Source organism: Streptomyces sp. NPDC001068, assembly GCF_042897315.1.
Taxonomy (GTDB): Bacteria; Actinomycetota; Actinomycetes; order Streptomycetales; family Streptomycetaceae; genus Streptomyces.
The window spans coordinates 236,896-263,312 of sequence record NZ_JBIAYD010000004.1; the positions used below are offsets into that span (position 1 = coordinate 236,896).

The 26,417-nt window shown below is 72.1% G+C and carries 21 protein-coding genes; 14 read left to right on the forward strand and 7 right to left on the reverse strand.

Going from position 1 to position 26,417, the window contains the following annotated elements; genetic code table 11:
• Window positions 1-225: 225 nt before the first annotated feature.
• The 3 genes from ACFY3I_RS13345 to ACFY3I_RS13355 form a co-directional block, all read right to left on the reverse strand.
• On the reverse strand, window positions 226-852 hold the full coding sequence (locus tag ACFY3I_RS13345; protein WP_365283057.1) for a TetR/AcrR family transcriptional regulator: 627 nt from the start codon (window positions 850-852) through the stop codon (window positions 226-228).
• Window positions 853-914: 62 nt separating this feature from the next.
• On the reverse strand, window positions 915-2,999 hold the full coding sequence (locus ACFY3I_RS13350; protein ID WP_390860647.1) for a YhgE/Pip family protein: 2,085 nt from the start codon (window positions 2,997-2,999) through the stop codon (window positions 915-917).
• Window positions 2,971-3,780: an ATP-binding cassette domain-containing protein gene (locus ACFY3I_RS13355; RefSeq protein WP_390860648.1), complete on the reverse strand. Its 810-nt coding sequence runs from the start codon at window positions 3,778-3,780 to the stop codon at window positions 2,971-2,973. Before ACFY3I_RS13355 ends, ACFY3I_RS13350 begins: the two co-directional genes overlap by 29 nt.
• 154 nt (window positions 3,781-3,934) lie before the next feature.
• On the opposite strand from ACFY3I_RS13355, the gene ACFY3I_RS13360 reads away from it, so the two are divergent.
• The 3 genes from ACFY3I_RS13360 to ACFY3I_RS13370 all read left to right on the forward strand — a co-directional run bounded on the left by ACFY3I_RS13360 (window position 3,935) and on the right by ACFY3I_RS13370 (window position 6,244).
• The gene (locus tag ACFY3I_RS13360; RefSeq protein WP_390860649.1) at window positions 3,935-4,498 is read left to right on the forward strand and encodes an SAV_6107 family HEPN domain-containing protein; all 564 of its coding nucleotides are present in this window, start codon (window positions 3,935-3,937) and stop codon (window positions 4,496-4,498) included.
• 308 nt (window positions 4,499-4,806) lie between these two features.
• Complete coding sequence (locus ACFY3I_RS13365; protein ID WP_390860650.1) at window positions 4,807-5,577, forward strand: methyltransferase; 771 nt, start codon at window positions 4,807-4,809, stop codon at window positions 5,575-5,577.
• 277 nt (window positions 5,578-5,854) lie between these two features.
• Window positions 5,855-6,244, forward strand: coding sequence for a DUF3040 domain-containing protein (locus ACFY3I_RS13370; protein ID WP_365283067.1), 390 nt, complete (start codon window positions 5,855-5,857; stop codon window positions 6,242-6,244).
• Between the two features lie 195 nt (window positions 6,245-6,439).
• On the opposite strand, the gene ACFY3I_RS13375 is transcribed toward ACFY3I_RS13370, so the two are convergent.
• The 4 genes from ACFY3I_RS13375 to ACFY3I_RS13390 form a co-directional block, all read right to left on the reverse strand.
• Window positions 6,440-8,824: a DUF3488 and DUF4129 domain-containing transglutaminase family protein gene (locus tag ACFY3I_RS13375; RefSeq protein ID WP_390860893.1), complete on the reverse strand. Its 2,385-nt coding sequence runs from the start codon at window positions 8,822-8,824 to the stop codon at window positions 6,440-6,442.
• A complete protein-coding gene (locus ACFY3I_RS13380) occupies window positions 8,821-10,170 on the reverse strand; it encodes a DUF58 domain-containing protein (protein WP_390860651.1) in 1,350 nt (449 codons plus the stop codon). Before ACFY3I_RS13380 ends, ACFY3I_RS13375 begins: the two co-directional genes overlap by 4 nt.
• On the reverse strand, window positions 10,170-11,210 hold the full coding sequence (locus tag ACFY3I_RS13385) for a MoxR family ATPase (protein WP_365283071.1): 1,041 nt from the start codon (window positions 11,208-11,210) through the stop codon (window positions 10,170-10,172). Before ACFY3I_RS13385 ends, ACFY3I_RS13380 begins: the two co-directional genes overlap by 1 nt.
• 262 nt (window positions 11,211-11,472) lie before the next feature.
• Window positions 11,473-12,021 (reverse strand): beta-class carbonic anhydrase, encoded by a 549-nt coding sequence (locus ACFY3I_RS13390; RefSeq protein ID WP_390860652.1) that lies wholly within the window; start codon window positions 12,019-12,021, stop codon window positions 11,473-11,475.
• A gap of 360 nt (window positions 12,022-12,381) precedes the next feature.
• On the opposite strand from ACFY3I_RS13390, the gene rsmH reads away from it, so the two are divergent.
• From rsmH to ftsZ, 11 genes are all read left to right on the forward strand, one after another.
• On the forward strand, window positions 12,382-13,386 hold the full coding sequence (gene rsmH, locus ACFY3I_RS13395; protein WP_390860653.1) for a 16S rRNA (cytosine(1402)-N(4))-methyltransferase RsmH: 1,005 nt from the start codon (window positions 12,382-12,384) through the stop codon (window positions 13,384-13,386).
• A gap of 42 nt (window positions 13,387-13,428) precedes the next feature.
• Window positions 13,429-13,971: a septum formation initiator family protein gene (locus tag ACFY3I_RS13400; protein ID WP_390860654.1), complete on the forward strand. Its 543-nt coding sequence runs from the start codon at window positions 13,429-13,431 to the stop codon at window positions 13,969-13,971.
• 203 nt (window positions 13,972-14,174) lie between these two features.
• A complete protein-coding gene (locus ACFY3I_RS13405) occupies window positions 14,175-15,962 on the forward strand; it encodes a peptidoglycan D,D-transpeptidase FtsI family protein (protein ID WP_390860655.1) in 1,788 nt (595 codons plus the stop codon).
• A 66-nt stretch (window positions 15,963-16,028) separates the two neighbouring features.
• Window positions 16,029-17,693 carry a UDP-N-acetylmuramoyl-L-alanyl-D-glutamate--2,6-diaminopimelate ligase gene (locus tag ACFY3I_RS13410; protein WP_390860656.1) on the forward strand — a complete coding sequence of 555 codons (1,665 nt, stop codon included), beginning with the start codon at window positions 16,029-16,031 and terminating at the stop codon, window positions 17,691-17,693.
• A 4-nt stretch (window positions 17,694-17,697) separates the two neighbouring features.
• The gene (gene murF, locus ACFY3I_RS13415; protein WP_390860657.1) at window positions 17,698-19,125 is read left to right on the forward strand and encodes a UDP-N-acetylmuramoyl-tripeptide--D-alanyl-D-alanine ligase; all 1,428 of its coding nucleotides are present in this window, start codon (window positions 17,698-17,700) and stop codon (window positions 19,123-19,125) included.
• A complete protein-coding gene (gene mraY / locus ACFY3I_RS13420) occupies window positions 19,125-20,195 on the forward strand; it encodes a phospho-N-acetylmuramoyl-pentapeptide-transferase (RefSeq protein ID WP_365283690.1) in 1,071 nt (356 codons plus the stop codon). Before murF ends, mraY begins: the two co-directional genes overlap by 1 nt.
• Window positions 20,177-21,595, forward strand: coding sequence for a UDP-N-acetylmuramoyl-L-alanine--D-glutamate ligase (murD, locus tag ACFY3I_RS13425; RefSeq protein WP_390860658.1), 1,419 nt, complete (start codon window positions 20,177-20,179; stop codon window positions 21,593-21,595). Before mraY ends, murD begins: the two co-directional genes overlap by 19 nt.
• 66 nt (window positions 21,596-21,661) lie before the next feature.
• Window positions 21,662-23,017 carry a putative lipid II flippase FtsW gene (gene ftsW / locus ACFY3I_RS13430; RefSeq protein WP_390860659.1) on the forward strand — a complete coding sequence of 452 codons (1,356 nt, stop codon included), beginning with the start codon at window positions 21,662-21,664 and terminating at the stop codon, window positions 23,015-23,017.
• A gap of 6 nt (window positions 23,018-23,023) precedes the next feature.
• Window positions 23,024-24,112: an undecaprenyldiphospho-muramoylpentapeptide beta-N-acetylglucosaminyltransferase gene (murG, locus tag ACFY3I_RS13435; protein ID WP_365283089.1), complete on the forward strand. Its 1,089-nt coding sequence runs from the start codon at window positions 23,024-23,026 to the stop codon at window positions 24,110-24,112.
• Between the two features lie 28 nt (window positions 24,113-24,140).
• Complete coding sequence (locus tag ACFY3I_RS13440) at window positions 24,141-24,935, forward strand: cell division protein FtsQ/DivIB (RefSeq protein WP_390860894.1); 795 nt, start codon at window positions 24,141-24,143, stop codon at window positions 24,933-24,935.
• A 278-nt stretch (window positions 24,936-25,213) separates the two neighbouring features.
• On the forward strand, window positions 25,214-26,410 hold the full coding sequence (ftsZ, locus tag ACFY3I_RS13445; RefSeq protein WP_133028267.1) for a cell division protein FtsZ: 1,197 nt from the start codon (window positions 25,214-25,216) through the stop codon (window positions 26,408-26,410).
• Window positions 26,411-26,417 lie beyond the last annotated feature (7 nt).

Genomic DNA, 26,417 nt, shown 5'->3' on the forward strand with positions numbered 1-26,417 from the left:
AACGGGAGAGTGGAGGCACGGGAAGGGGCGCCGGTCCCGGTACCGCCGACACGGGGCGGCGGAACCGCGCGGCGCCCTCGAACGCTCCTTCCGCCGATTCGTCGGCGGAAGCGGGACACGGGGGTGTACGGAAGGCGCCGGTCCGCCGGTGGCCCGCGGGGGACGCGGCCACCGGCGGACCGGCGCCCTCGCGTGCCCACGCGCGCGTGCCGGTCCCCGAAGGGCTCAGCCCCTTCCGCTCACCCGTCCCTGCAGGAGCCGGGACAGGGCCGAATGGACGTCGTCCAGGGAACGCTCCGGCTGGAAGGACTTCCAGTCCAGCGCGGCCACCAGCACCATGCCGACCAGCGCCGCCGCGGTCAGCTGGACATCGATCTCGTCGCTGAACTCGCCGTTGGCGACGCCCTCGCGCAGCACGCCCTCCACGACCGCGACCGCCTGCTGCCTGACCACCATCAGCGTCGACTGCCAGGCCCGGTTGGTGCGCCACAGCTCGGCCACGTAGAGCTGGGTGAAGGCCGGGTAGCGGTCGATGAAGACCAGGCCCGCGCGGACCATGGCGTCCAGCGCGTCGACCCGGCTGCCGCCCTCCCGCGCGGTCCGCTCCGCGGCCTCCTTCAGGGAGGCGGTGAGCAGGCCCACGCCGTGCCGCAGCAGCTCCTCGAAGAGGACCGACTTGCTCGCGAAGTTGTAGTAGACCGTGCCCTTCGCGACCCCGGCACGCTCGGCGATCTCGTCCACGGTGGTGGCGGAGAAGCCCTGCTCGGCGATGAGGGTGACGGCCGCCTCGTAGAGCTTCTGCCGGGTGGCTTCACGGCGCGTGCTGCCGCCCGTGGTGCTGCTGCTTTCCATGGCCCCGATTCTCACAGGAACGGCGGCCCCCGCGGACACCGGAGGGGCGGACCCGGATCTCCTCACAGGGTCAGCTCCGGATGCAGCCGGTCCAGCGTCCACACCTGGCGGCGCCGGGCCGACAGCGCGGTGAGCGCGAGGGCGCCCGCCGTGAACGCGGTCAGGACGGCACAGGCCTGCCAGACCGGGCCCAGCCCGCCGCCCGTGATCAGCCTCCGCAGGGCCGACACGACGTAGCTCATCGGCAGGAACGGGTGGATCGCGTTGAAGAAGCCCGGGCTGGTCTGCACCGGATAGGTGCCGCCCGCCGAGGTCAGCTGGAGCATCAGCAGCGCCAGCACCAGGATCCGGCCGGCCGCCCCGAAGCGCGCGTTCAGCCACTGCACGATCGCCGCGAAGCACGCCGTCACCAGGAACAGGAACCCGACCGTCCCGGCCGCGCGGACCATCTCCAGGCCGATCGCCCAGTGCAGGACGGCCATCAGGGCGGCCGTCTGCAGCACCCCCACCGCGACCACCGGCAACCAGCCCGCCAGCGCGATCCGCCAGGGCGCCGAACCCGCCGCCAGGGCACGCCGGTTGAGCGGCTGGATCAGCATGTAGGCCACCATCGCGCCGACCCACAGGGACAGCGGGATGAAGTACGGGGCGAACCCGGTGCCGTAGTTGGGCGCCTTGTGCAGGTCCCTGGAGGCGAGCTGGACCGGGTCCGCCATCACGCCGGTGCGCCGGTCGCGGTCCTGCCTGCCGTAGTCGGGGATCCGCGCCGCGCCGTCGTGCAGGCCGCCGGCCAGCCGGCCGGAGCCGTCGACCAGCTTGTACATCCCGCCGCTCAGGTCGTCGGCGCCGGTCTCGAGCCTGCCCAGACCCGAGTCCAGACCGGTCGCGCCGGTCAGGGCCGTGCCGAGACCGGTGTGCAGCCGCGCGGCGCCCGCGGCCACCCGCGCCGCGCCGTCGTTCAGCTTGTCGATCTTCTTGACGGCGTCGGCGACGTCCTCGGAGAGGTGCGGGGCCCGGTCGGCGAGGGCCTCGGCCTGCTTCTGCAGGACGCCGAGGTCGGCGTCGAGCGTCTTCAGGTCGCCGTGCTGGTCCGCGATCAGGGTGTCGAGGTCGTCGGCGACGGCGGCCACGTCGTCGGCCGCGTCCCTGGCCTTCTTCAGGTCGGGGCAGACGGGGTCGTCGAGCAGCCCGGCCGAGCAGCGTGCCCGGTAGACCTCGTCCAGCGTGCCGGCGGCCGTGTGCGCGGTCTTCGCGGCCACCGGGGCGGCCTTCACCAGGACGTCCAGGTTGCCGCGGACGGTCCGCGCCGAGTCGGCGACCAGCCGCGCGGTGTCGCCGATCGTCTTCTCGTTGTCCTGGAGGTACGGGCCGACCTTGCCGTACACCCCGTCGACCTGGCCCGCGAGGGTCCGGGTGCCGTCCGCGACCTGCCGGGAACCGTCCTTGAGGGTCGCCGAGCCGGTGTCCAGCTTCCTGATCCCCTTGGCGAGCTTCCCGCTGCCGGACCTGGCGTCCTTCAGCCCGTCGGCGAGGTCCTTCGAGCCCTTCTCGGCCTTTCCGATGCCACCGGTGAGGGTGTCGGCACCCTCGGCCGCCCTGACGGTCTGCCCGTGGATGTCGGCGAACGAGATGAAGATGCGGTCCAGGAAGGACCGGGACGCCTTGGCGGACGCGGCCGAGCGCACCTCGTTGAAGACCGTGCGGGAGATCTGGCCGACGATGTAGTTGTTCGCGTCGTTCGTGCGCACCTGGAGCGCTCCGGTCTCCGGGGAGTCGCCGGCACTGGAGGCGATCCGCGAGCTGAAGTCGGCGGGCATGGTCAGCGACAGGTAGTAGGTGCCGTTCTCGACACCCCGGCGGGCCTCGGCCGCGCTCACCCGGTGCCACTCGAACGTCCTGCTGTCCCGCAGCCCGTCGACGATGTCGTCGCCCGCGGTGATCTTCCGGCCGCTCGCGCTCGCCCCCCTGTCGTCGTTCACGAGCGCCACCGGGATGCGGTCCAGCCGCCCGTACGGATCCCAGAACGACCACAGGTACAGCGCGCCGTACAGCAGCGGCAGCACCAGAAGTGCCACCAGGGCCGCACGGGGCAGCCGGCCCCGTCCGAAGCGCCTGAGCTCAAGCGCGGCCAGTCGTGGCGAGCGCATCGCCTGTCTCCTCCCCGGTTCCGGGGCCTTCCGGCAGCCCGGTCCTCTCATCCCCGACGGTCCCGGTGCGCACCACGACGGCACCCGCCGGGGGCTCCCCGCACACCGCCAGCACGGTCGTGCCGGCCGCGGCGATCGACGCCAACAGCGCCCCGGCCTCGCTCCGTTCGGCGGCCGACAGCTTCAGGTCCACGTCGTCCACGGCCAGCAGTCGCGGCTCGCCGACCAGTGCCAGCGCCACCGACAGCCGCAGCGCCTCGATCCGCTCCAGGTCCCGTACGGCGGTCCGGGGGCCCTTCGGCAGCGCCGCCGGGTCGAGCCCGGCGGCGGCCAGGGCGTCGTCGACCCGCCGGGCCGTCCGCGTGGTCCGCTCGCTCCGCGGTCGCGCGAGGTCACGCAGCGAGTCGCCGAACCGGCGCTGCAGCAGCGCCCGTTCACGCAGGTGCTCGCCCACGGTCAGGGCGGGTTCGAGGTCGGTGACCCCGGCGACGTTGGCCACCGCGCTGATCCGGCGCACGGCCGCCGGCTGCTTGGGCAGCCGGAACTCGCCGACCGTCGCGGTGCCCTCGGTGGCCCTCATCCGCCCGGTGAGCGTGAGCAGCAGGCAGGTGCGGCCTGAGCCGGAAGGCCCGTCCACCGCGATCAGCCCGCCGGGCCCGGCGTCCAGGGAGATCCCCTGGAACACCCGGCCGCGCGGGCCCTCCAGCCCGAGGCGCTCGGCCGTGACAGGTACGCCGTGCACAGAACCCCCGCCTTCCGAAGTGGTGTCCGTATCGGCCATGTTTTTGAACTGACTGGTCAGTGCAAAAGTTATCCCGAACTTGCGATCGAAGCAAAACCCCAGGTCAGAGCGGATTGTCAGTGCCATACCGCACGATGGGCACATACGGAACCCCGTGTAAGGGAACCGTCACCAAGACGACAGGAGGTTCGTCATGGCCAACACCTCAGCGGCCGCCGCCCACCGGCGCCGCACCACCGGCCCTGCCCCCTCACCGACCGGCCCCGCGAGCGACGTGCACCCCGTGCTCCGCCGGGCCACGGCCCCGCCTGCCGCCCTCGATCTGCTGACCCAGGCCCGCGCCACCCTCGACGAGGCCGAGCTCCTGCACACCCCCAACGAGCGCTACGCCACCGCCCACCTGGCCGCCCTGCGCACCGCGGCCGCCGTGCTCGCCGCCCGTGCCCGTCCCGAGACCTCGGCCCGGCGCCGGGCCCGCATCCGCAGCGCCTGGGAGGTGCTCCCCGAGGTGGCACCCGAGCTCGCCGAGTGGAGCGCCCTGTTCGCCTCCGGCGCCGCCCGCCGCGCCCGCGCCGAGGCGGGCATCCAGGGCGCGGCCGGCCGCCGCGACGCCGACGACCTGATGCGGGACGTGGAGATGTTCCTGCGCATGGTGGAGCGGATGCTCGTCCTCCAGCCGGTGCTGCCGCAGCCCCGGCGCCAGGACGGCGAGCAGCCGGGCGGTGCCCGGGACAGGGGGCTGCCCGACGCGGGATGACCAGGGCGGCCCGGGGCCGGCCCCCGCCCGGGCCCGGCACGGGCAGACCCGGACCGTGGCGGGCCTGAGGGGGCGGTACCGGCCTTGCCGGGCCTGCCGTGGCGGGCCCGTGGGGGCGGTGCTGGTCCTGGCCGGGCCTGCCGAGAGGGTGCGGGCCGTGGCGGGACGGCCGAGGCGTCGGCCGAGGCGGCGGAGGCAATAGGGTGGAGAGCGCCTGAAGCCTCCCTCCCTCCCGCACTCCGGGCCCGGGAGGCACCCAGTTCGCGCCGCCGGGAAACAGGCGGTGCCGCGCCGAGGAGTCAACTGCCGTGCCGGACCCCACACGACCCCGCGCTTCTCTCCGTACCGCCGTGGTCTGGGAGGTCCTCCAGGAGGCCCTCGACCGCCGGGTCAAGGCCACCGGCCGGGACGCGCTGGACATCCTCGACACCGGCGGCGGCAGCGGTAACTTCGCGGTGCCCCTCGCCCGCCTCGGCCACCGCGTCACCGTCGTCGACCCGAGCCCGAACGCCCTGTTCGCGCTGGAGCGCCGCGCCGCCGAGGCCGGCGTCGCCGACCGCGTCAAGGGCGTCCAGGGCGACGTCCTCGGCCTGTTCGACGTGGTCGAGCGCGGCGGCCACGACGTGGTGCTCTGCCACGGCGTCCTGGAGTACGTCGACGACCCGGCCGAGGGCGTGCGCAACACGGTGGCCGCGCTCCGCTCCGAGGGCGTCCTCAGCCTGCTCGCCGCCGGACTGGGCGGGGCCGTCGTGGCGCGGGCCCTCGCCGGGCACTTCAAGGAGGCCCGGCAGGCCCTCGACGACCCCGACGGCCGCTGGGGCACCGGCGACCCCATGCCGCGCCGCTTCACCGCCGACCAGCTCACCGGCCTGGTCGAGGGCGCGGGTCTGGCCGTGGCCGCCGTGCACGGCGTGCGGGTCTTCGCCGACCTCGTCCCGGGCGTCCTGGTGGACACCGAGCCCGGCGCCCTCGACGCGCTGCTCAAGCTGGAGGCCGCCGCGGCCGAGCTTCGGGCCTTCCACGCCGTCGCCACCCAGCTCCACGTACTCGGCGAGACTCCGGGGGCTGCCGGGGCCTGAGATTCTCCCGGGACGAGCCCGCTGATCAGGGACTCGGCAGCGGATGGAGTACGCCACAGGCCCCCCGATCGAGGGGTTTGCGCCGTATGATCGAGGGAGACCGCTCGGCATGACGGGTCGGCCGCCGGGGAATGGAAGCCTCAGCGAGCCGGAACGGCCATGGCGAATTCCGGTTGGCCAATTGGCCTAGAGGGGCGGGTTTCACGGGGGCGATTCCCTGCCTATCCTGAAGGGACCCCCCGGGTCGCCCTGGCGACTGCACGATGAGGAGGACGCCGTGCCGCTCTCGGAGCACGAGCAGCGAATGCTTGAGCAGATGGAGCGAGCGCTGTACGCCGAAGACCCCAAGTTCGCGACAGCGCTTGAGGGAAGCGGGCTGCGGTCGTACACCCGGCGACGGGTCTACCAGGCGGCCGCGGGCTTCCTCGTGGGTATCGCGCTCCTCATGGCCGGAATGGTCGCCAAGCAGATCTGGGTCAGCGTGGTGGGTTTCCTCGTCATGCTGGGCTGCGCGGTGCTCGCCGTCACCGGCTGGCGCAAGGCCCCCAAGCCGGGCGAGCAGCCCGCGGGAGGCCCGCAGGCCCGCCGCCAGGTCCGGCCGAAGCGCTCCATGATGGACCGCATCGAGGAGCGCTGGCAGCGCCGTCGTGACGAGCAGGGCCACTGAGCACCACCGAGGCTTCGCCGAACGGGCGGAACACAGCGTGACAAAGGGGTGGTCACCCACTGGGTGACCACCCCTCAGTCATGTCCTCCGGGCCGCCGGATCCACAGCCGCCATGTGCCCGGCGGCCGTGCCTCCAGCCGCCGTGCCTTCACAGCCGCCATGTCTCCCGCGGTGTGGGCCGCCGGCCGCCGCCGGTCAGCCCTGCTGCTCCGACGGCCTGCGCGGACTCGGCCGGAGGGCCGCCGCTCGCTCCCGCAGCCGGATCCACCCGGCCGACACCGCCCACAGCACCCGCGCCGCCGACCGGGGCGCGAACAGCGCCCGCAGCCGGGTGGACACACCGACCGTGCCGTTCAGCGCGGCCGCCACCCGGCGGACGTCGTCCGAGAGGCCCCCCGTCAGCCGCGGCCGAGGCGCGTACAGCACCTGTTCCACGGCTTCCGCGACCCGGTGCACCGAGGCGGCGGCGACCGGGTCGAGGCGACCGAGCCGGACGAACCGGTCGGCGGTGCCGCGCGGACTCAGCGAGTCGTCCGGCGGGATCCCGAAGTCCCAGGCCATGTCGATCAGTTCCTGCCAGACCGCCAGCGTGTGCGCCGCCACACCGTCCGGGGTGCGGTCGTGGGCCCCGAGCCGCCGGGCCCGTACCCGCTGCCGGTAGAGCATCGGCGACAGCGGCACCGCCAGCACGGCGAGTCCGGCGAGCGCCCACAGTGCCGGCTGCCACCACGGCGGCCCGCCGTCTCCCCGCTGTACCGTGCTCGCCGCCGACGGGCTCGCGCAGAGGTCCTGCCTGCGCAGCTGGGGCGAGCAGCTCTCACTCGCCGAGGCCGACGCGGACGGCGCGTCCGAGGTGCCCTTGGACGGCAGCGTCTCGTCCGGCACCGAGGAGCCGGGGGTGTCCGAAACGGTGTACGACGGGGTCGTGCCCCGCGTCGGGGTCGGCTCGAAGCGGGTCCAGCCCACGCCCTCGAAGTACAGTTCCGGCCAGGCGTGCGCGTCCTTGAGACCCACCGAGACCGAGCCGTCGGCCTGCGCGGTGCCGGGCGCGAAGCCCACCGCGACCCGGGCCGGTATGCCCAGCGTCCTGGCCATCGCGGCCATCGCGAAGGAGAAGTGCACGCAGAAACCGCGCCTCTCCTTCAGGAAGTTCGCGATCGCGCCCTCGCCCCGGCCGATCTGCACCTGGGTGTCGTACTGGAAGCCGCCGTTCACCGCGAAGTAGTCCTGGAGCTTGACCGCCTGCTCGTAGTGGTTCGCCGAGCCCGCGGTGACCTCCCGGGCCGTCTGCGCCACCACCGGCGGCAGCGAGGCGGGCACCTTCGTGTAGTCCTTCCGCATCGCCGCCGAGGGTTCCGGCGACGCGGCCAGTTGATCCGCCGTCGGCTGCACGTCCAGGCTGGTGACCTCGTAGGTCTCGCCACGGGTGTTCTGGCCGTGGTCGCCGACCAGGGTCATCCCGACCGGCTCGTAGCGCCAGGTGCCGGCGACCTTCACCCCGCTGGGCGGGTACGGCATCGGCAGCCAGTCCTGCGCGTACCAGTCGGCGGCCGAGATCGTGGTCCGCACCGCGGCCCGCCGGACGTCACCGCCCAGTCCGGCCGGGGTGGGGAAGGTGTTCGGGACCGCGGTGATGTGCCGCTGGGCCGGCTTCCAGGTGGTGCCGTCGAAGTCGTCCAGCGAGACGATCCTCAGGTACAGGTCGGAGATGTCGGCGCCACTGCTCCGCACGGACAGCACCTGCCGGTCCTCGTCCACGTTGAGGCTGTCCCGCAGCGACACCAGGGGGTTGACGGCGGAGATCGTGCCGCCGTTCCCGTTGCCCACGCCGACGCCGTTCCCGGTGCCGTCCAGCAGGCCGCTCTGGATCGAGGGCATCACGAACGGCACGAACAGGGCGACGCTCAGCACCGCGAAGCCGATCCGGCGCCCGGTGCGCACCGGGGCCAGCGCGCCGCTCTCCTGGCCGCCCGGCGTACGCGAGGCCCCGCCGAACACCCGCCCCCACTGCGAGAGCCGGTCCCGGCCCTCGGCGAGCAGCAACATCAGGTAGCCGGCGGCCGCCACCAGGAACCAGAGCCAGTCGCTCGGCCCGTCGGACAGGCCCGCCGCCACCGAGTACAGCGCGAGCAGCGGCAGCCCGGCCGGGGCCGCGCTGCGGAAGGTCACCGCGAGGGTGTCCACGAGCAGCCCGACGATCAGCACCCCGCCGATGACCATCAGCCGGATCCCGTCCGACAGCGGCGCGGGTATCGCGTACTGGCTGATGTCGTCGGAGCCCTGCCGGAGCAGGTCGGCGAAGTACCGGAAGGTGTCAGGACCGGGGATCAGCCCGGCGATCGCGTGGCCGCGGGCGAAGACCAGGGTCAGCATCAGCAGGGTGACCAGGGCCTGCGCGGCCACGGTCAGTGGCCGGGCCAGCGGCACCCGCCGCGCGGCCGCGCCCACGCCGGTCTGGACGGCCACCAGGAACGCGGCCTGGAACAGCCAGGTCATGGGGGAGACCAGGGGCAGCAGGGCACAGGACGTCATCAGCGTCGCCGCCGCCGCGGTGAGGGCGAGCCGGGCCCGTCCGCTCAGCACCGGCCCTCCCCGCCCGCCGCGGCCACCGAGAGGCGCTCCCGGTCGGCCTGCTGCCACAGCTCGGCCAGCGGGGTTCCGCGCTCCACGCCGATCGCCGTCCAGCCGGACTCGCGCAGCATCCGCAGCCTCTCCTCGTGCGCGTCGCCCGGCGCGGGCACGTCGGTGGACTCCCGCACCCACGTGTCCGGGTCCAGCACGAAGGCGAGGGCACCACCGCTGCGCCGGCGCATCTTGGCGGCCACCGCCGCCTGTTCGTCGTCGAGGTCGCCGAGGAAGGCCACCAGGAGCCCCTCGTTCCCGCCGCGCAGTACGTCGTAGGCCCGGGACAGGCCGGTGCCGTCCGAGTGGTCGACCACGGCCAGGGTGTCCATCATCAGCCCGGCCGCGTCCGCCGAGTCCTGGCCGGAGCCCGCGAACCCGTCGGCCCCCTCACCGGGGACCGTGCTGCCGGTGTCCGTCAGCAGCCGGACCGAGAAGCCGCGTTCGAGCATGTGGACCAGGACGGACGCGGCGCCGGAGACCGCCCACTCGAACGCCGAGTCCGGTCCCGCTCCGTCGTAGGCGATGCCCCGGGTGTCGAGGAGCACCGTGCAGCGGGCCCGCTGCGGCTGCTCCTCGCGGCGCACCATCAGCTCGCCGTAGCGGGCCGTGGAGCGCCAGTGCACCCGGCGCAGGTCGTCGCCGTACCGGTAGCCGCGCGGGATCACGTCGTCCTCACCGGCCAGGGCCAGCGAGCGCTGCCGTCCGTCGCCGTACCCCTTGGCCTCGCCGCTGAGCCGGATCGGCGACAGCGGCTCGGTCTTCGGGATGACGGTGAGGGTGTCGAACGTCGAGAAGGAGCGGGTCAGTTCGCACATCCCGAACGGGTCGGTCAGGCGCAACTGGAGCGGGCCCAGCGGATAGCGGCCGCGCAGGTCGGAGCGGACCCGGTAGGAGACCTCCCGGCGGCCGCCCGGCTCGACCCGGTCCAGGACGAAGCGGGGGCGCGGGCCGAGTACGTAGGGCACCCGGTCCTGGAGCATCAGCAGGCCGGTGGGCAGCCGCGAGACGTTGTCCATCCGCAGGTGCACCCGGGCCTCGCTGCCGGCCGGCACCCGCGAGGGGGAGAGCCGGCGGCTGCCGGCCACCCGGTAGCGGGTGCGGTAGAGCACGCCCGCGCAGATCAGCGGCAGCACGGCGAGCAGCAGCCCGACCCGGCGCAGGTCGCTCTGGCCGAGTATGTACGCGCAGATCACCGCCGCGACGCCGGCCGCCAGGAAGGAGCGGCCGCGGGTGGTCAGCCCGGCCAGGGCCGTGCGGACGCCGCCCGACTCCTCGCGGTCGGCCTCCGCGGGGGCGCTCATCACAGACTCCGCGGAGGCTGCTGGGGATACGTCGGCACGCCCCGGCCCAGACCGCCGAAGCCGCTCTGCTGCGGGGCGGCCGCGGGCACCGGGGTCTGCTGCAGGATCTCCTGGACGACCTGTTCCGCGGTGCGCCGGTTGAGCTGGGCCTGAGCGGTGGGCAGCAGCCGGTGGGCGAGGACCGCCACGGCGAGTGCCTGGACGTCGTCCGGCAGCGCGTACTCCCGGCCGCTGAGGGCGGCGGACGCCTTCGCCGCGCGCAGCAGGTGCAGCGTCGCGCGCGGGGAGGCGCCGAGTCTGAGGTCGGGGTGGGCGCGGGTGGCGGCGACCAGGTCCACCGCGTACCGCCGGACCGGCTCGGCGACATGGACGCCCCGCACGGTCTCGACGAGCTTGACGACGTCGTGGGCGTGCGCCACCGGCTGGAGGTCGTCGAGCGGGTTCGCGCCGCCGTGGATGTCGAGCATCTGCAACTCGGCCTCCACGCTCGGGTAGCCGACCGAGACACGGGCCATGAAACGGTCCCGCTGGGCCTCCGGCAGCGGGTAGGTGCCCTCCATCTCGACCGGGTTCTGGGTGGCCACCACCATGAAGGGGCTGGGCAGTTCGTAGGTCTGCCCGTCGATGGTGACCTGCCGCTCCTCCATCGACTCCAGCAGCGCGGACTGGGTCTTGGGCGAGGCGCGGTTGATCTCGTCGCCGATCACGATCTGGGCGAAGATGGCGCCCGGTTTGAACTCGAAGTCCCGGCGCTGCTGGTCCCAGATGGACACGCCGGTGATGTCCGACGGCAGCAGGTCGGGCGTGAACTGGATGCGTCGCACCGAGCAGTCGATGGACCGCGCCAGGGCCTTCGCCAGCATCGTCTTGCCGACACCCGGGACGTCCTCGATCAGAAGATGCCCCTCGGCCAGCAGCACGGTCAGCGAAAGCCGTACGACCTCCGGCTTGCCCTCGATCACGCTCTCCACCGAACCGCGGACCCGCTCCACAGTCGCGGTCAGATCAGTGAGGCTCGCTCGATCGTCATAGGTCGTCACCCGGCCCTCCTCGGCCCCTTATTGCCCGGACCGGCGCTCTGTCAGCGGAACCGGCCCACCCCGAAACACGGACACCGCGCGTGAATAGTTCCGCGCGACGTCTCACACCGCATTCTTGCTGCCGTTACCGATTCGTGTCACTCGCCTGTGGACAACTGCCCGCACTATGTCGGTCCTACGGCCTTTCGGTCGTGTATTCGACAGCGTCCTGACAGGGTACGGCGGCGGTTTTCGAGGCGGGCGGCCCGTCGGAGCCGGGGGCTCAGTCGGGGTCGACCTCGCGGAGCAGGCCGCTGCGCACGTCGAAGACGAAGCCGCGCACGTCGTCCGTGTGCAGCAGGAAGGGCGAGGTGCGCACCCGCTGCATGGACTGCCGTACGTCCTGGTCCACGTCCCGGAAGGACTCCACCGCCCAGGCCGGACGCTGGCCGACCTCCATCTCGAGCTCGGAGCGGAAGTCCTCGGTGAGGGACTCCAGACCGCAGCCGGTGTGGTGGATGAGGACCACGCTGCGGGTGCCGAGCTTGCGCTGGCTGATGGTCAGGGAGCGGATCACGTCGTCGGTGACCACACCGCCGGCGTTGCGGATCGTGTGGCAGTCGCCGAGCTGCAGGCCGAGCGCCTTGTGCAGGTCGATACGGGCGTCCATACACGACACCACGGCCACGTGCAGTACCGGCCGGGCGTCCATGCCGGGGTCCGTGAAGGCGGCCGCGTACGTACGGTTGGCGTCGACCAGGCGGTCCGTCACGGTGCCGCCATCGGTTATGGCGCCTTCGGATCCAGTGGGAGCTGCTGCGGAAGTCGTCATAGAGACGACGGTACTGGTCACGGGCGGTCAGGGCCTGCTGTGAGAGGGAACAAAGAACGTCATCGCGGCTTGTTGTGAGCTAACCCACAGGGAGGGCAAAGCGGGGCCGTACGGGTGATTCGACGGCAATCCCGGCGCTCGTCGCCGAGCCGTACGCGCCGTGCAGGCCGGTTGATTGACCGGGCGACACGGTGGACTAAAGTGACGCGAAGCGGGAGGCGAGGCCCTCCCCGCTGGTGAAATCCCCTGGAGACCCCGGCACTGCGCCCGGACCGTCTCCCCACGTGCGCGGCGCGCGTACCGAGCGGGCGGGGACCCGGCGGTGCGTATCTCCCGCGCGGACCTGAGAGGCCCCCAAGAATGCAAGGGCGCGAAGCGCTTCCGAACAAGGGCGGTGGCGGGCGACCGGAGGGTGAGAGCCGGCACGTCCCGGTGATGCTCCAGCGGTGCCTGGACCTGCTGGCACCCGCCCTGGAGGCGCCGGGCGGCGTGGTCGTCGACTGCACCCTCGGCCTCGGCGGCCACAGCGAGGCGCTGCTGACGCGCTTTCCCGGGGTCCGTCTGGTCGCCCTGGACCGCGACAAGGAGGCACTGCGCCTGTCGGGTGAGCGCCTCGCCCCCTTCGGCGACCGCGCCACCCTGGTGCACGCCGTCTACGACGAGCTGCCCGGCGTCCTCGAACGCCTCGGCATCGCGCGCGTGCAGGGCGTGCTGTTCGACCTGGGTGTCTCCTCCATGCAGCTCGACGAGGCGGACCGAGGCTTCGCCTACGCCCAGGACGCCCCCCTCGACATGCGCATGGACCAGACCACGGGCATCAGCGCCGCCGAGGTCCTCAACACCTACCCGGCCGGTGACCTGGTGCGCCTCCTGTTCGCGTACGGCGAGGAGAAGCAGGCCAAGCGGATCGTCTCGGCGATCGTCCGGGAGCGCGAGAGGGAGCCGTTCAGCAACAGCGCCCGGCTCGTCGAGCTGATCCGGGACGCCCTGCCGCAGGCCGCCAAGCGCACCGGCGGCAACCCGGCCAAGCGCACCTTCCAGGCGCTGCGCATCGAGGTCAACGGTGAACTGGCCGTCCTGGAAAGGGCGATCCCGGCCGCGGTGCAGGCTCTGGCGGTCGGCGGCCGGATCGCCGTGCTGTCGTACCACTCGCTCGAGGACCGCCTCGTCAAGCAGGTGTTCGCGGCCGGTGCCGCCACCACCGCGCCCCCCGGACTGCCGGTCGTGCCCGAGCAGTACCAGCCCCGGCTCAAGCTGCTCACCCGCGGTGCCGAACTTCCCACCGAGGAAGAGGTCGCCGAGAACCGCCGGGCCGCGCCCGCGCGTCTTCGAGGGGCCCAACGCATCAGGGAGTCCGTTGAATGAGCGGCGTGAGCACCCTGGGTCTCCGGACCCACCGGAGGACACGTGAGTAGGAAACCCGAGCTGAGAGGGCGGGCCGCCCGGCTCGCCCGGCTCCTTCCGGTCGGCCGGGCCAACCAGGCCGCCCGCACCCCGTTCGTCCTGCTGGTCGTCCTCCTGCTCGGCGGCGGCCTGATCGCCCTGCTGGTGCTGAACTCCGCGCTCAGCGAGGGCTCGTTCAAACTCGACGACCTGCAGAAGCGGACCAAGAGCCTCACCGACGAGGAACAGGCCCTGCAGCGGGACATCGACGCCTACTCCGCCCCCGACGCCCTGCAGCGCCGGGCCCGTGAACTCGGCATGGTCCCCGGCGGCGACCCGGCCTTCCTCGGCCCGGACGGCACCGTCAAGGGCGTCCCCGGCACCACCGCGCTCCGGGGGGCCGGCCACCCGCCCGCCCCCGAGGTCATCGGCACGCCGTCCGACGGCGCCGTGACAACCACCGTCTCCGCCCCGGTGACCGCACCGGCGTCCACGCCGGTCACCACGCCGACCCCGACGCCGGCCCTCACGCCCGCGACGACCCCGACTCCGACCCCCGGCAGGTGACGGACGTGCCAGACACTTCTGGAGAGAGGCAGGCGCCGCGCCGCCGCGTGCCAGGCCCCGCCCGGCCGCCCCGCCCCCGGGAACCCCGGGGCGCGGTCCGGCAGGGGCCCGGCCCCGGTGCGCGTCCCGCCCGCCGCCCGGGCGGGCCGCGGCCCCCGGCCCAGCGCCCCCTGCGGCTCGGCAGCCCCCGGCCCCGGCTCCGCATGGTCGGCTTCGCCCTGACCCTGGTCCTGCTGATCTTCGTCGGGCGCCTGCTGCAGGTGCAGGCCGTCGAGGCCGACGCGTACGCCGCGAGGGCCGAGCAGAACCGGTACGTCGTGCACACCCTGGCCGCCGACCGCGGCGGGATCACCGACCGCAACGGCGTGGCGCTGGCCATCAGCGAGGACGCGTACGACATCACCGCCGACCCCACGATGTTCACCGCCAAGCAGCTCAAGGTGAACGACGGCCCCGAGCAGGCGGCCGCGCTGCTCGCCCCGATCCTCGGCAAGGACCAGGCCGATCTCGTCAAGCTGCTGCGGCCGCAGAACAGGGAGCTGCGCTACGTCCGGCTCGCCGCCCGGCAGACCCCGCAGGTCTGGAAGCAGATCAAGGACCTGAAGACCGCGCTGACCAACAAGGCCGGGACCGGCGGCGGCACCGCCAACGTGCTCGCCGGCGTCTTCGCCGACCCCAGCAGCCAGCGCGTGTACCCGAACGGCGACCTGGCCGCCGGAATACTGGGCTGGGTCAACGCCGACGGCAAGGGCGGCGGCGGCATCGAGCAGCAGCTCGACAAGGAGCTGACCGGCAAGGACGGCAAGATCCGCTACGCCCAGTCCGGGGGCCGCGAGGTGCCCACCGCGGGTTCCACGGAGACCCCCGCCGTGCCCGGCGCGGACGTCGAGCTGACCATCGACCGGGACATCCAGTGGGCCGCCCAGAACGCCATCTCGGAGCAGGTCAGGAAGTCCAGGGCGGACCGCGGTTACGTGGTCGTCCAGGACACCAGGACCGGGCAGATCCTGGCGATGGCCAACTCGCCGGGCTTCGACCCGAACGACCTCTCGACGGCCGACGCCGCCGCGATGGGCAACGCGGCCCTCCAGGACGCCTACGAGCCCGGTTCCACCGCCAAGGTGATGTCCATGGCGGCCGTCCTCCAGGAGAACGCCGCCACCCCGCTCACCCATGTGGTGGTGCCCAACCGGCTGCACCGGGGCGACCGGCTCTTCAAGGACGACATGGACCACGCCACCTGGCACCTCACGCTCAACGGCGTGCTCGCCAAGTCCAGCAACATCGGCACCATCCTGGCCACCGGCCAGCTCGGCAGGACCCAGGAGCGGGCCAACCAGGTCCTCTACTCGTACCTGCGCAAGTTCGGCATCGGCGGCTACACCGGACTCGGCTTCCCCGGCGAGACCCGGGGCATCCTGGCCGCCCCGGCCAAGTGGTCCACCTCGCAGCAGTACACGATCCCTTTCGGCCAGGGTTTCTCCATCAACGCCATGCAGGCGGCCTCCGTCTACTCGACCATCGCCAACGGCGGAGTCCGGGTGCAGCCGACCCTGGTGCGCGGCTCCAAGGGTGCCGACGGCCGCTTCACCCCGGCCGCCCAGCCCAAGAAGACCCGGGTGGTCAGCGCGAAGACCGCACGGACACTCGCCGAGATGCTGGAGTCCGTCGTGGACGACGAACAGGGCACCGGCGCCAAGGCGGCCATTCCCGGCTACAACGTCGCGGGTAAGACCGGCACAGCCAACCGAGTGGATCCGGCCACCGGCCGGTACCGCGGCTACACCTCCTCGTTCGCCGGGTTCGCCCCCGCGGACCAGCCCCGCATCACCGTCTACTGCGCCATCCAGAACGCCACCGCCGGCAGCTACTTCGGCGGCCAGATCTGCGGCCCGATCTACAAGCAGGTGATGGAGTTCGCCCTCAAGACCCTGCAGGTCCCGCCGACCGGCGCCAAGGCCGCGAACCTGCCCGTCGACTACAAGCCCTGATCAGCGCCTCAGCCGCACGGAAAGCTGCTCGGAAAGCTGTTCGGAAAGACCACCAGGAACGAGCCCGTGACAACGATCACCCCCGATCCCGGGAACCACCGGGCCCCCGAGCCCTCGCTTCGCTCCGGAGCGGGTGGGCCCGGTACGCTCACCGCCGTGCCACACGCTGATCAGTCCCAAACCACTCAGAAGGGCGCTTCCGTGACATATCCGGGGCCGCCCAGGCCGGTTCAGGTCTCCGCCACACCCCTCGCGGAGCTCGCCGATCAGCTGGGCGCCGCCGTCCCGGACACCGCGGCGGACGCCGTGGCGGTCACGGGCATCACCCATGACTCGCGCGCGGTCCGTCCCGGTGACGTGTACGCCGCCCTGCCGGGCGCCCGGCTGCACGGCGCCGACTTCGTGGCCCAGGCCGCCGGCCTCGGCGCGGCCGTCGTACTGACCGACCCGGCGGGCGCCGAACGCGCCGCCGCCACCGGCCTGCCGGTCCTGGTCGTGGACGACCCGCGCGCGCGGATGGGTGAACTCGCGGCCACCATCTACGGCCACCCCGGCCGCGACCTGCTCCAGATCGGCATCACCGGCACCTCCGGCAAGACCACCACCGCCTACCTGGTCGAGGGCGGTCTGCGGAGCACCCGCAACACCGGGCTCATCGGCACCGTCGAGATGCGCATCGGCGACGAGCGCATCAAGTCGGAGCGCACCACCCCCGAGGCCACCGACCTCCAGGCCCTGTTCGCCGTCATGCGCGAGCGCGGCGTCGAGGCGGTCGCCATGGAGGTCTCCAGCCACGCCCTGGTCCTCGGCCGGGTCGACGGCTGCGTCTTCGACATCGCCGTCTTCACCAACCTCAGCCCGGAACACATGGAGTTCCACTCCGACATGGAGGACTACTACCGGGCCAAAGCGCAGCTCTTCACCCCGAGACGCAGCAGACGGGGCGTGGTCAACGTCGACGACGAGTACGGCCGCAGGCTCGCCCGCGAGGCCGGCGTCCCGGTCGTCACCTACTCGGCCGAGGGCCACCCCGACGCCGACTGGCGCGCCGCGGACGTCCACATCGGCCCGATGGACTCGACGTTCACCGTCCTCGGCCCCGAGGGCGTCCGCGTCACCGCCAAGTCGCCGCTGCCGGGCCCGTTCAACGTGGCCAACACCCTCGCCGCGATCGTCGCCCTGGCCGCCGCGGGCCTCGACCCGCAGACCGCCGCGGACGGCGTCGCCGCCGTTCCGGGGGTCCCGGGCCGCCTGGAGCGGGTGGACGCCGGGCAGGCCTACCTCGCGGTCGTCGACTACGCGCACAAGACGGACGCCGTCGAGTCGGTCCTCAAGGCCCTGCGCAAGGTCACCAAGGGCCGCCTGCACATCGTCCTCGGCTGCGGCGGCGACCGCGACACGACCAAGCGCGCCCCGATGGGCGCCGCCGCCGCCCGGCTCGCCGACACGGCCGTACTCACCTCCGACAACCCCCGCTCCGAGGACCCGCTGGCCATCCTCGCGGCCATGCTGGAAGGCGCCGCCACGGTGCCCGCCCACGAGCGCGGCGAGGTGCTCCTCTTCGAGGAGCGGGCCGCCGCGATCGCCGCGGCCGTCGCCCGCGCCCACCCCGGCGACACCGTGCTGGTCGCGGGCAAGGGCCACGAGCAGGGCCAGGACATCGCCGGCGTGGTCCGTCCCTTCGACGACCGCCAGGTGCTTCGCGAAGCTATCCAGAAGACCCAGGGATGAACTTGTGATCGCCCTCTCCCTCGCCGAGATCGCAGAAGTCGTCGGCGGGCAGACGCATGACATACCGGATCCGTCCGTCCAGGTCACCGCAGAGGTGGTCCGGGACTCCCGCGAGGCGGGCCCCGGCAGCCTGTTCGCCGCCTTCGTGGGCGAGCGCGTGGACGGCCACGACTTCGCCGCCCAGGTCGTCGCACAGGGCGCGGTCGCCGTTCTGGCGTCGCGCCCCGTCGGCGTGCCCGCGATCGTCGTGGACGACGTCCAGACCGCGCTCGGCGCCCTCGCCCGCCACGTCGTACGACGGCTCGGCGCGACCCTGGTGGCCCTCACCGGCTCGGCCGGCAAGACCAGCACCAAGGACCTGATCGCCCAGGTGCTGCGCACCAAGGCGCCGACCGTGTTCACGCCGGGCTCGTTCAACAACGAGATCGGCCTGCCGCTGACCGCCCTGTCCGCCACCGAGGAGACGAAGTTCCTCGTGCTGGAGATGGGTGCCCGCGGCATCGGCCACATCCGCTACCTGACGGATCTGACGCCCCCGCGGATCGGCCTCGTGCTGAACGTCGGCACCGCCCACATCGGCGAGTTCGGCGGCCGGGAGCAGATCGCCCAGGCGAAGGGCGAGCTGGTCGAGGCGCTGCCCTCGGGCGACGACGGCGGCGTCGCGATCCTCAACGCGGACGACCCGCTGGTACGGGCCATGGCCTCCCGTACCAAGGCGAAGGTGGTCCTTTTCGGAGAGACGGCCGAAGCGGACGTACGCGCCGAGAACGTACGACTCACGGACACGGGACAGCCCGTGTTCAGCCTTCACACACCCTCCGGTGCAAGCGATGTGACCATGCGCCTGTACGGTGAGCACCACGTGTCGAACGCGCTCGCCGCGGCCGCCGTCGCCCATGAGCTGGGCATGTCCGCGCAAGAGATCGCCACCGCGCTCTCAGAGGCGGGCTCCCTCTCCCGCTGGCGTATGGAGGTCACCGAGCGCCCGGACGGCGTGACCATCGTCAACGACGCCTACAACGCCAACCCCGAGTCCATGCGAGCCGCGCTGCGCGCGCTCGCGGCCATGGGCACAGCCGCACAGGCAAAGGGGGGACGCACGTGGGCGGTGCTCGGCAAGATGGCCGAGCTCGGGGACGAGGCGCTCGCCGAGCACGACGCGGTCGGACGGCTCGCCGTCCGGCTCAATGTCGGCAAGCTCGTCGCGGTCGGGGGCGTAGAAGCCTCCTGGCTGCAACTGGGCGCATATAACGAGGGTTCGTGGGGTGAGGAGTCGGTGCACGTGTCCGACGCACAGGCGGCGGTCGACCTGTTGCGCAGCGAGTTGCGCCCGGGGGACGTCGTCCTCGTGAAGGCGTCACGGTCGGTGGGGCTGGAGAGCGTTGCCCAGGCGCTCCTCCAGAGCGGTGCCGAGGGTGTTGATGCCCGATGATGAAGCAGATCCTGTTCTCGGGCGTCATCGGTCTCTTCCTGACGCTGATCGGCACTCCGCTGCTGATCAAGCTCCTCGCGCGCAAGGGCTACGGCCAGTACATCCGTGACGACGGCCCGCGCGAGCACGCCAGCAAGCGCGGTACGCCGACGATGGGCGGTATCGCCTTCATCCTGTCGACGGTCGCCGCCTACTTCCTGTCCAAGGTGATCACCGGCTACGCCCCGACCTACTCGGGCGTGCTGGTGCTCGGCCTGATGTGCGGGATGGGCCTGGTCGGCTTCCTGGACGACTACATCAAGATCGTCAAGCGGCGGTCGCTGGGCCTGCGGGCCAAGGCCAAGATGGCCGGCCAGCTGATCGTCGGCATCGGCTTCGCCGTGCTGTCGCTGCAGTTCGCCGACGCCCGCGGCAACACCCCGGCCTCCACCAAGCTGTCGTTCATCACGGACTTCGGCTGGTCCATCGGCCCGGTGCTGTTCGTGGTCTGGGCGCTGTTCATGATCCTGGCGATGTCGAACGGCGTGAACCTGACCGACGGTCTGGACGGTCTGGCCACCGGCGCCTCGGTGCTGGTTTTCGGCGCCTACACGTTCATCGGCGTCTGGCAGTTCCAGGAGTCCTGCGCCAACGCGACGACCCTGACCAACCCCAACGCCTGCTACGAGGTGCGCGATCCGCTGGACCTCGCGGTCATCGCCTCGGCGCTGATGGGCTCCTGCCTCGGCTTCCTGTGGTGGAACACCTCGCCGGCCAAGATCTTCATGGGCGACACCGGTTCGCTCGCGCTCGGCGGTGTCCTCACGGGCCTGGCGATCCTGTCCCGCACCGAGCTGCTCGTGGCCATCATGGGCGGTCTGTTCGTCCTCATCACCATGTCGGTGGTCATCCAGGTCGGTTCCTTCCGGCTCACCGGACGGCGCGTCTTCCGGATGGCGCCACTCCAGCACCACTTCGAACTCAAGGGCTGGTCCGAAGTCCTTGTGGTGGTCCGCTTCTGGATCATCCAGGGCATCTGCGTGATCGTCGGACTCGGCCTCTTCTACGCGGGATGGGCAGCGGACAAGTGACCGACTGGCAGGGCAAGCACGTCACCGTCGCCGGGCTCGGCGTCTCCGGTGTCCCGGCGGCCAGGGTGCTGCACGCGCGCGGGGCGATCGTCACGGTCGTCAACGACGGCGACGACGCACGCGCGCGTGAACAGGCCGCCGAACTGGAGGCCCTGGGCGTCACGGTACGGCTCGGTGACGGCGCCACCCTGCCCGAGGGCACCGAGCTGATCGTCACCGCGCCCGGCTGGAAGCCGGACAAGCCGCTGTTCCAGGCGGCCCGCGCGGCCGGTGTCGACATCTGGGGCGACGTCGAGCTCGCCTGGCGGCTGCGCGGCCCCGGCGCGGCGCCCTGGCTGGCCGTCACCGGCACCAACGGCAAGACCTCCACGGTCCAGATGCTGGCGTCGATCCTGACGGCCGCGGGCCTGCGTACGGCCGCCGTGGGCAACATCGGGGTCTCCCTGCTCGACGCGGTCCTCGGCGACGAGGAGTACGACGTCCTCGCCGTCGAGCTGTCGAGCTACCAGCTGCACTGGGCGTCCTCGCTGCGCGCCGACTCGGCGGCCGTGCTCAACCTCGCACCCGACCACCTGGACTGGCACGGTTCCATGGAGGCGTACGCCGCCGACAAGGGCCGCATCTACGAGGGCAACCGGGTCGCCTGCGTCTACAACGTCGCCGACAAGCTCACCGAGGGCCTGGTCCGCGAGGCCGACGTCGAGGAGGGCTGCCGGGCCGTCGGCTTCACCCTCGGCACCCCGGGTCCGTCCCAACTGGGTGTCGTGGACGGCATCCTGGTCGACCGCGCCTTCGTGGAGAACCGGCAGCAGAACGCCCAGGAGCTGGCCGAGGTCTCCGACGTCCACCCGCCCGTCCCGCACAACATCGCCAACGCCCTTGCCGCGGCGGCCCTCGCGCGCGCCTTCGGGGTGCCCGCCACGGCCGTCCGGGACGGGCTGCGGAACTTCACCCCGGACGCGCACCGCATCGCGCACGTGGCCGACGTGGACGGGGTCGCGTACATCGACGACTCCAAGGCGACCAACACGCACGCGGCGGAAGCCTCGTTGGCGTCATATGAGTCGATCGTATGGATTGCGGGTGGTCTGGCGAAGGGCGCGACCTTCGACGAACTGGTCGCCAGGTCGGCGAAACGGCTTCGCGGTGTGGTGCTGATCGGCGCCGATCGCGGGCTCATCCGGGAGGCCCTGGCGCGACACGCGCCGGAAGTACCCGTGGTCGACCTCGACCGGACCGACACTGGGGCGATGTCCGCGGCGGTCCGGGAGGCGCGGCGACTCGCCGTCGCCGGAGACACGGTGCTCCTTGCCCCGGCCTGTGCCTCCATGGACATGTTCGCCAACTACAACAAGCGCGGTGACGCGTTCGCTCAGGCTGTTCGCGAACTCGGCGCCTGACCCGGCCGCCAGCCGGGCGACCTTGGGAGGGACGCGTGGGACGGTCGACGTTCGGCGGAGGCGCTGATGCCCGGTAGTCGCACGGGCCGGCCGCCCGTGCAGCGAGCGGTCCGCGGGCCCGCCGCCCCCCGCGCATCGCGCGACAATCCGGTGCGGCGCCTCCACACGCGCCTGCAGCGGGCCTGGGACCGGCCGCTGACCGCGTACTACCTGATCCTCGGCGGCAGCCTGCTGATCATCGTGCTGGGTCTGGTGATGGTCTACTCGGCCTCCCAGATCACCGCGCTGCAGATGTCGCTGCCGGGTTCGTTCTTCTTCCGCAAACAGTTCCTGGCCGCCTGCATCGGGGGCGTGCTGCTGTTCGTGGCGTCCCGCATGCCGGTGAAGCTGCACCGCGCGCTCGCCTACCCGATCCTGGCCGGCGCGGTCTTCCTGATGGCCCTGGTGCAGGTCCCGGGGATAGGGATGTCGGTCAACGGCAACCAGAACTGGATCTCCCTGGGCGGCTCCTTCCAGATCCAGCCCAGCGAGTTCGGCAAGCTCGCCCTGGTGCTGTGGGGCGCCGACCTGATGGCGCGCAAACAGGAGAAGCGGCTGCTGACCCAGTGGAAGCACATGCTGGTGCCGCTGGTCCCGGTCAGCTTCCTGCTGCTCGGCCTGATCATGCTCGGCGGCGACATGGGTACGGCGATCATCCTGACCGCGATCCTGTTCGGCCTGCTCTGGCTGGCGGGGGCGCCGACCCGGCTGTTCGCCGGGGTGCTGTCGATCGCGGGCGTGCTCGGTGTGATCCTCATCAAGACCAGCCCCAACCGGATGGCCCGGCTGGCCTGCATCGGCGCCACCGAGCCGAAGACCGGCGTCGCCGACTGCTGGCAGGCGGTGCACGGCATCTACGCCCTGGCCTCCGGCGGGCTCTTCGGCTCCGGACTCGGGGCGAGTGTGGAGAAATGGGGCCAACTTCCCGAAGCCCACACCGACTTCATCTTCGCCGTCACCGGTGAGGAACTGGGCCTGGCGGGGACGCTGTCGGTACTGGCCCTCTTCGCGGCTCTAGGCTATGCGGGTATCCGCGTGGCCGGACGCACGGAGGACCCCTTCGTGAGGTACGCCGCGGGAGGTGTGACCACCTGGATCACCGCACAGGCGGTGATCAACATCGGTGCGGTGCTCGGTCTGCTGCCGATCGCCGGCGTCCCCCTCCCGCTGTTCTCCTACGGGGGCTCCGCCCTGCTGCCGACCATGTTCGCCATCGGGCTGCTGATCGCCTTCGCGCGCGACGAGCCCGCTGCGCGGGCGGCGCTTGCGCGGCGGCAACCTCGCTTTGGTAGAAAGCGGGGGGCCGGGAGTCCTGCGGGGCCTCGGAGATGGAACACGATGCGACGGCGCGCCTCGGTGGCGCGCTCGTCCGGAGAGCGGTGAATTTCGGTGCATGTCGTACTCGCTGGTGGGGGGACCGCCGGCCACATCGAGCCCGCGCTCGCCCTCGCGGACGCCCTGCGCAGGCAGGACCCCACCGTGGGGATCACGGCCCTGGGCACGGAGCGCGGCCTGGAGACGAGGCTGGTGCCCGAGCGCGGCTACGAGCTCGCCCTGATCCCGGCGGTGCCGCTGCCCCGCAAGCCCACCCCTGAACTGATCACCGTGCCGGGCAGGCTGCGCGGCACCATCAAGGCGGCCGAGCAGATCCTGGAGCGCACCAAGGCGGACTGCGTCGTCGGCTTCGGCGGGTACGTCGCCCTGCCCGGCTACCTCGCCGCCAAGCGCCTCGGTGTGCCGATCGTGATCCACGAGGCCAACGCCCGCCCCGGCCTCGCCAACAAGATCGGCTCCCGGTACGCGGCCCGGGTCGCGGTCTCCACCCCGGACAGCAAGCTGCGCGACGCCCGCTACATCGGCATCCCGCTGCGCCGCTCCATCTCGCTGCTGGACCGCGCCGCCGCCCGCCCCGAGGGCCGCCACCGCTTCGGCCTCGACCCCAACCTGCCCACGCTGCTGGTCTCCGGCGGCTCCCAGGGCGCCCGCCGTCTCAACGAGGTCGTCCAGCAGGTCGCGCCCTATCTCCAGCAGGCCGGCATCCAGATCCTGCACGCGGTCGGTCCGAAGAACGAACTGCCGCAGGTGCATCAGATGCCGGGGATGCCGCCGTATGTCCCGGTAAGTTACCTGGACCGGATGGATCTCGCGTACGCCGCGGCCGACATGATGCTGTGCCGTGCGGGCGCGATGACCGTCGCCGAGCTCTCCGCCGTCGGACTCCCGGCCGCCTACGTCCCGCTGCCCATCGGCAACGGCGAACAGCGGCTGAACGCCCAGCCGGTGGTCAAGGCGGGCGGCGGTCTGCTGGTCGACGACGCGGAGCTCACCCCGGAGTGGGTGCAGCACAACGTCCTGCCCGTGCTGGCCGATCCGCACCGGTTGTACGAGATGTCCCGCGCGGCAAGCGAGTTCGGCCGCCGGGACGCCGACGACCTGCTCGTCGGGATGGTGTACGAGGCGATCGCCGCCGGCCGTTAGGCGGTACGACGAAAGGCAAGTGAGCAGCGTGGCCGGACCGACCACCGCCGAGCGCGGTCAACGCCAGCAGGAGTCGTCCGGCCCGCCGCCCGCCCGGCTGTGGAGGAATCGCCGCTTTCGTACGATCGTCATCCTGGTGCTGGGAGTTGTGCTCCTGGTTTCCGGTTGCGTCTGGCTGCTGTACGGGTCCCCGTGGCTGCGGGTGCGGCACGTCTCCGTCTCCGGTACGGCCGTTCTGACCCCCGGGCAGGTGCGCGAGGCGGCCGACGTGCCGGTCGGGGCCCCGCTGGTCTCCGTCGACACCGACGGCATCGAGGCCCGGCTGCGCCGGAGACTGCCCCGGATCGACGAGGTCGACGTCGTCCGTTCCTGGCCCCGCGGAATCGGGCTGAAAGTCACCGAGCGCACGCCGGTTCTACTGATCGAAAAAGGCGGGAAGTTCACCGAGGTGGACAAGAAAGGCGTCCGTTTCGCGACCGTCTCGCAGGCGCCGAAAGGCGCCCCGGCGCTGGAACTGAGCCTGTCCCGGTCGGGTTCGGCCACCGCGAGCCTGCGCCGCTTCGGCACCGACCGGCTGGTGCGGGAGGCGGTGGCCGTCGCGGGGGACATTCCGGGCGCCGTCCGCCGGGACACCCGGACCCTCAAGGTCCGTTCCTTCGACGACATCACGCTGGAGTTGACCGGCGGCCGCACGGTCGAGTGGGGCAGTGCCGAGAACGGCGCGGCCAAGGCGCGCACCCTCACCGCGCTCCTGAAAGCCTCGTCCAGGGCGCGGTACTTCGACGTAAGTGTTCCCACCGCTCCTGCGTCAGCGGCGAGTTGACGCACATCAGCGCAGGCCAGCACCCTGGTTGGGCACCGCTACGGCTGATCACATAGGGTGAAAAGAAAAACGGGAGGTTCGGCGTGTTCGTTGAACGGGCGCCACTTGTCGACTTAGTGTCCTGTTCAGAAGACTCCAGGGAACAGACACACTGGTAACCCTAAACTTCAGGGTTAGGGTTCGGGTCGGCGCTACGGACCGTCCCAAATCGGCATCTGCCGTCCCGCGCGGGCATCGCATGGCGACGGCAACGTAATTCGAGGCGAGAGGCCTTCGACGTGGCAGCACCGCAGAACTACCTCGCAGTCATCAAGGTCATCGGTGTCGGCGGCGGTGGTGTCAATGCCATCAACCGGATGATCGAGGTCGGCCTCAAGGGCGTCGAGTTCATCGCCATCAACACCGACGCACAGGCGCTGTTGATGAGCGACGCCGACGTCAAGCTCGACGTCGGCCGTGAACTCACCCGGGGACTCGGCGCCGGCGCCAACCCGGCCGTCGGCCGCAAGGCCGCCGAGGACCACCGGGAGGAGATCGAGGAGGTCCTCAAGGGGGCCGACATGGTCTTCGTGACGGCCGGCGAAGGCGGCGGCACCGGCACCGGCGGCGCCCCCGTCGTGGCCAACATCGCCCGCTCGCTGGGCGCCCTCACCATCGGCGTGGTCACCCGCCCGTTCACTTTCGAGGGCCGGCGCCGCGCCAACCAGGCCGAGGACGGCATCGCGGAACTCCGCGAAGAGGTCGACACCCTCATCGTCATCCCCAACGACCGCCTGCTGTCCATCTCCGACCGCCAGGTCTCGGTCCTCGACGCCTTCAAGTCGGCCGACCAGGTCCTGCTCTCCGGTGTCCAGGGCATCACCGACCTCATCACCACGCCCGGCCTGATCAACCTCGACTTCGCCGACGTCAAGTCCGTCATGTCCGAGGCCGGTTCGGCCCTCATGGGCATCGGCTCGGCCCGCGGCGACGACCGCGCGGTGGCCGCCGCCGAGATGGCGATCTCCTCGCCGCTCCTGGAGGCCTCCATCGACGGCGCCCGCGGCGTGCTGCTCTCCATCTCCGGCGGATCCGACCTCGGCCTCTTCGAGATCAACGAGGCCGCCCAGCTGGTCAGCGAGGCCGCCCACCCCGAGGCCAACATCATCTTCGGCGCGGTCATCGACGACGCCCTCGGCGACGAGGTCCGGGTCACGGTCATCGCGGCCGGCTTCGACGGAGGCCAGCCCCCGGCCCGCCGGGACAACGTGCTGGGCTCGTCCTCGGCCTCGGCCCGCCGCGAGGAGCCCGCCCCGGCCCGGCAGCCCGAGTCCCGCCCGTCCTTCGGCTCGCTCGGCAGCGTGACCCCGAAGGAGGACCCGGAGCCCGCGCCCGAGCCGGTCGCCGACATCCCGGTCGCCCCTCCGGTCCCGCCGTCGCGTTCCTACGCCGACAGCGCGGCCGAGGAACTGGACGTACCGGACTTCCTCAAGTGATCCTTCT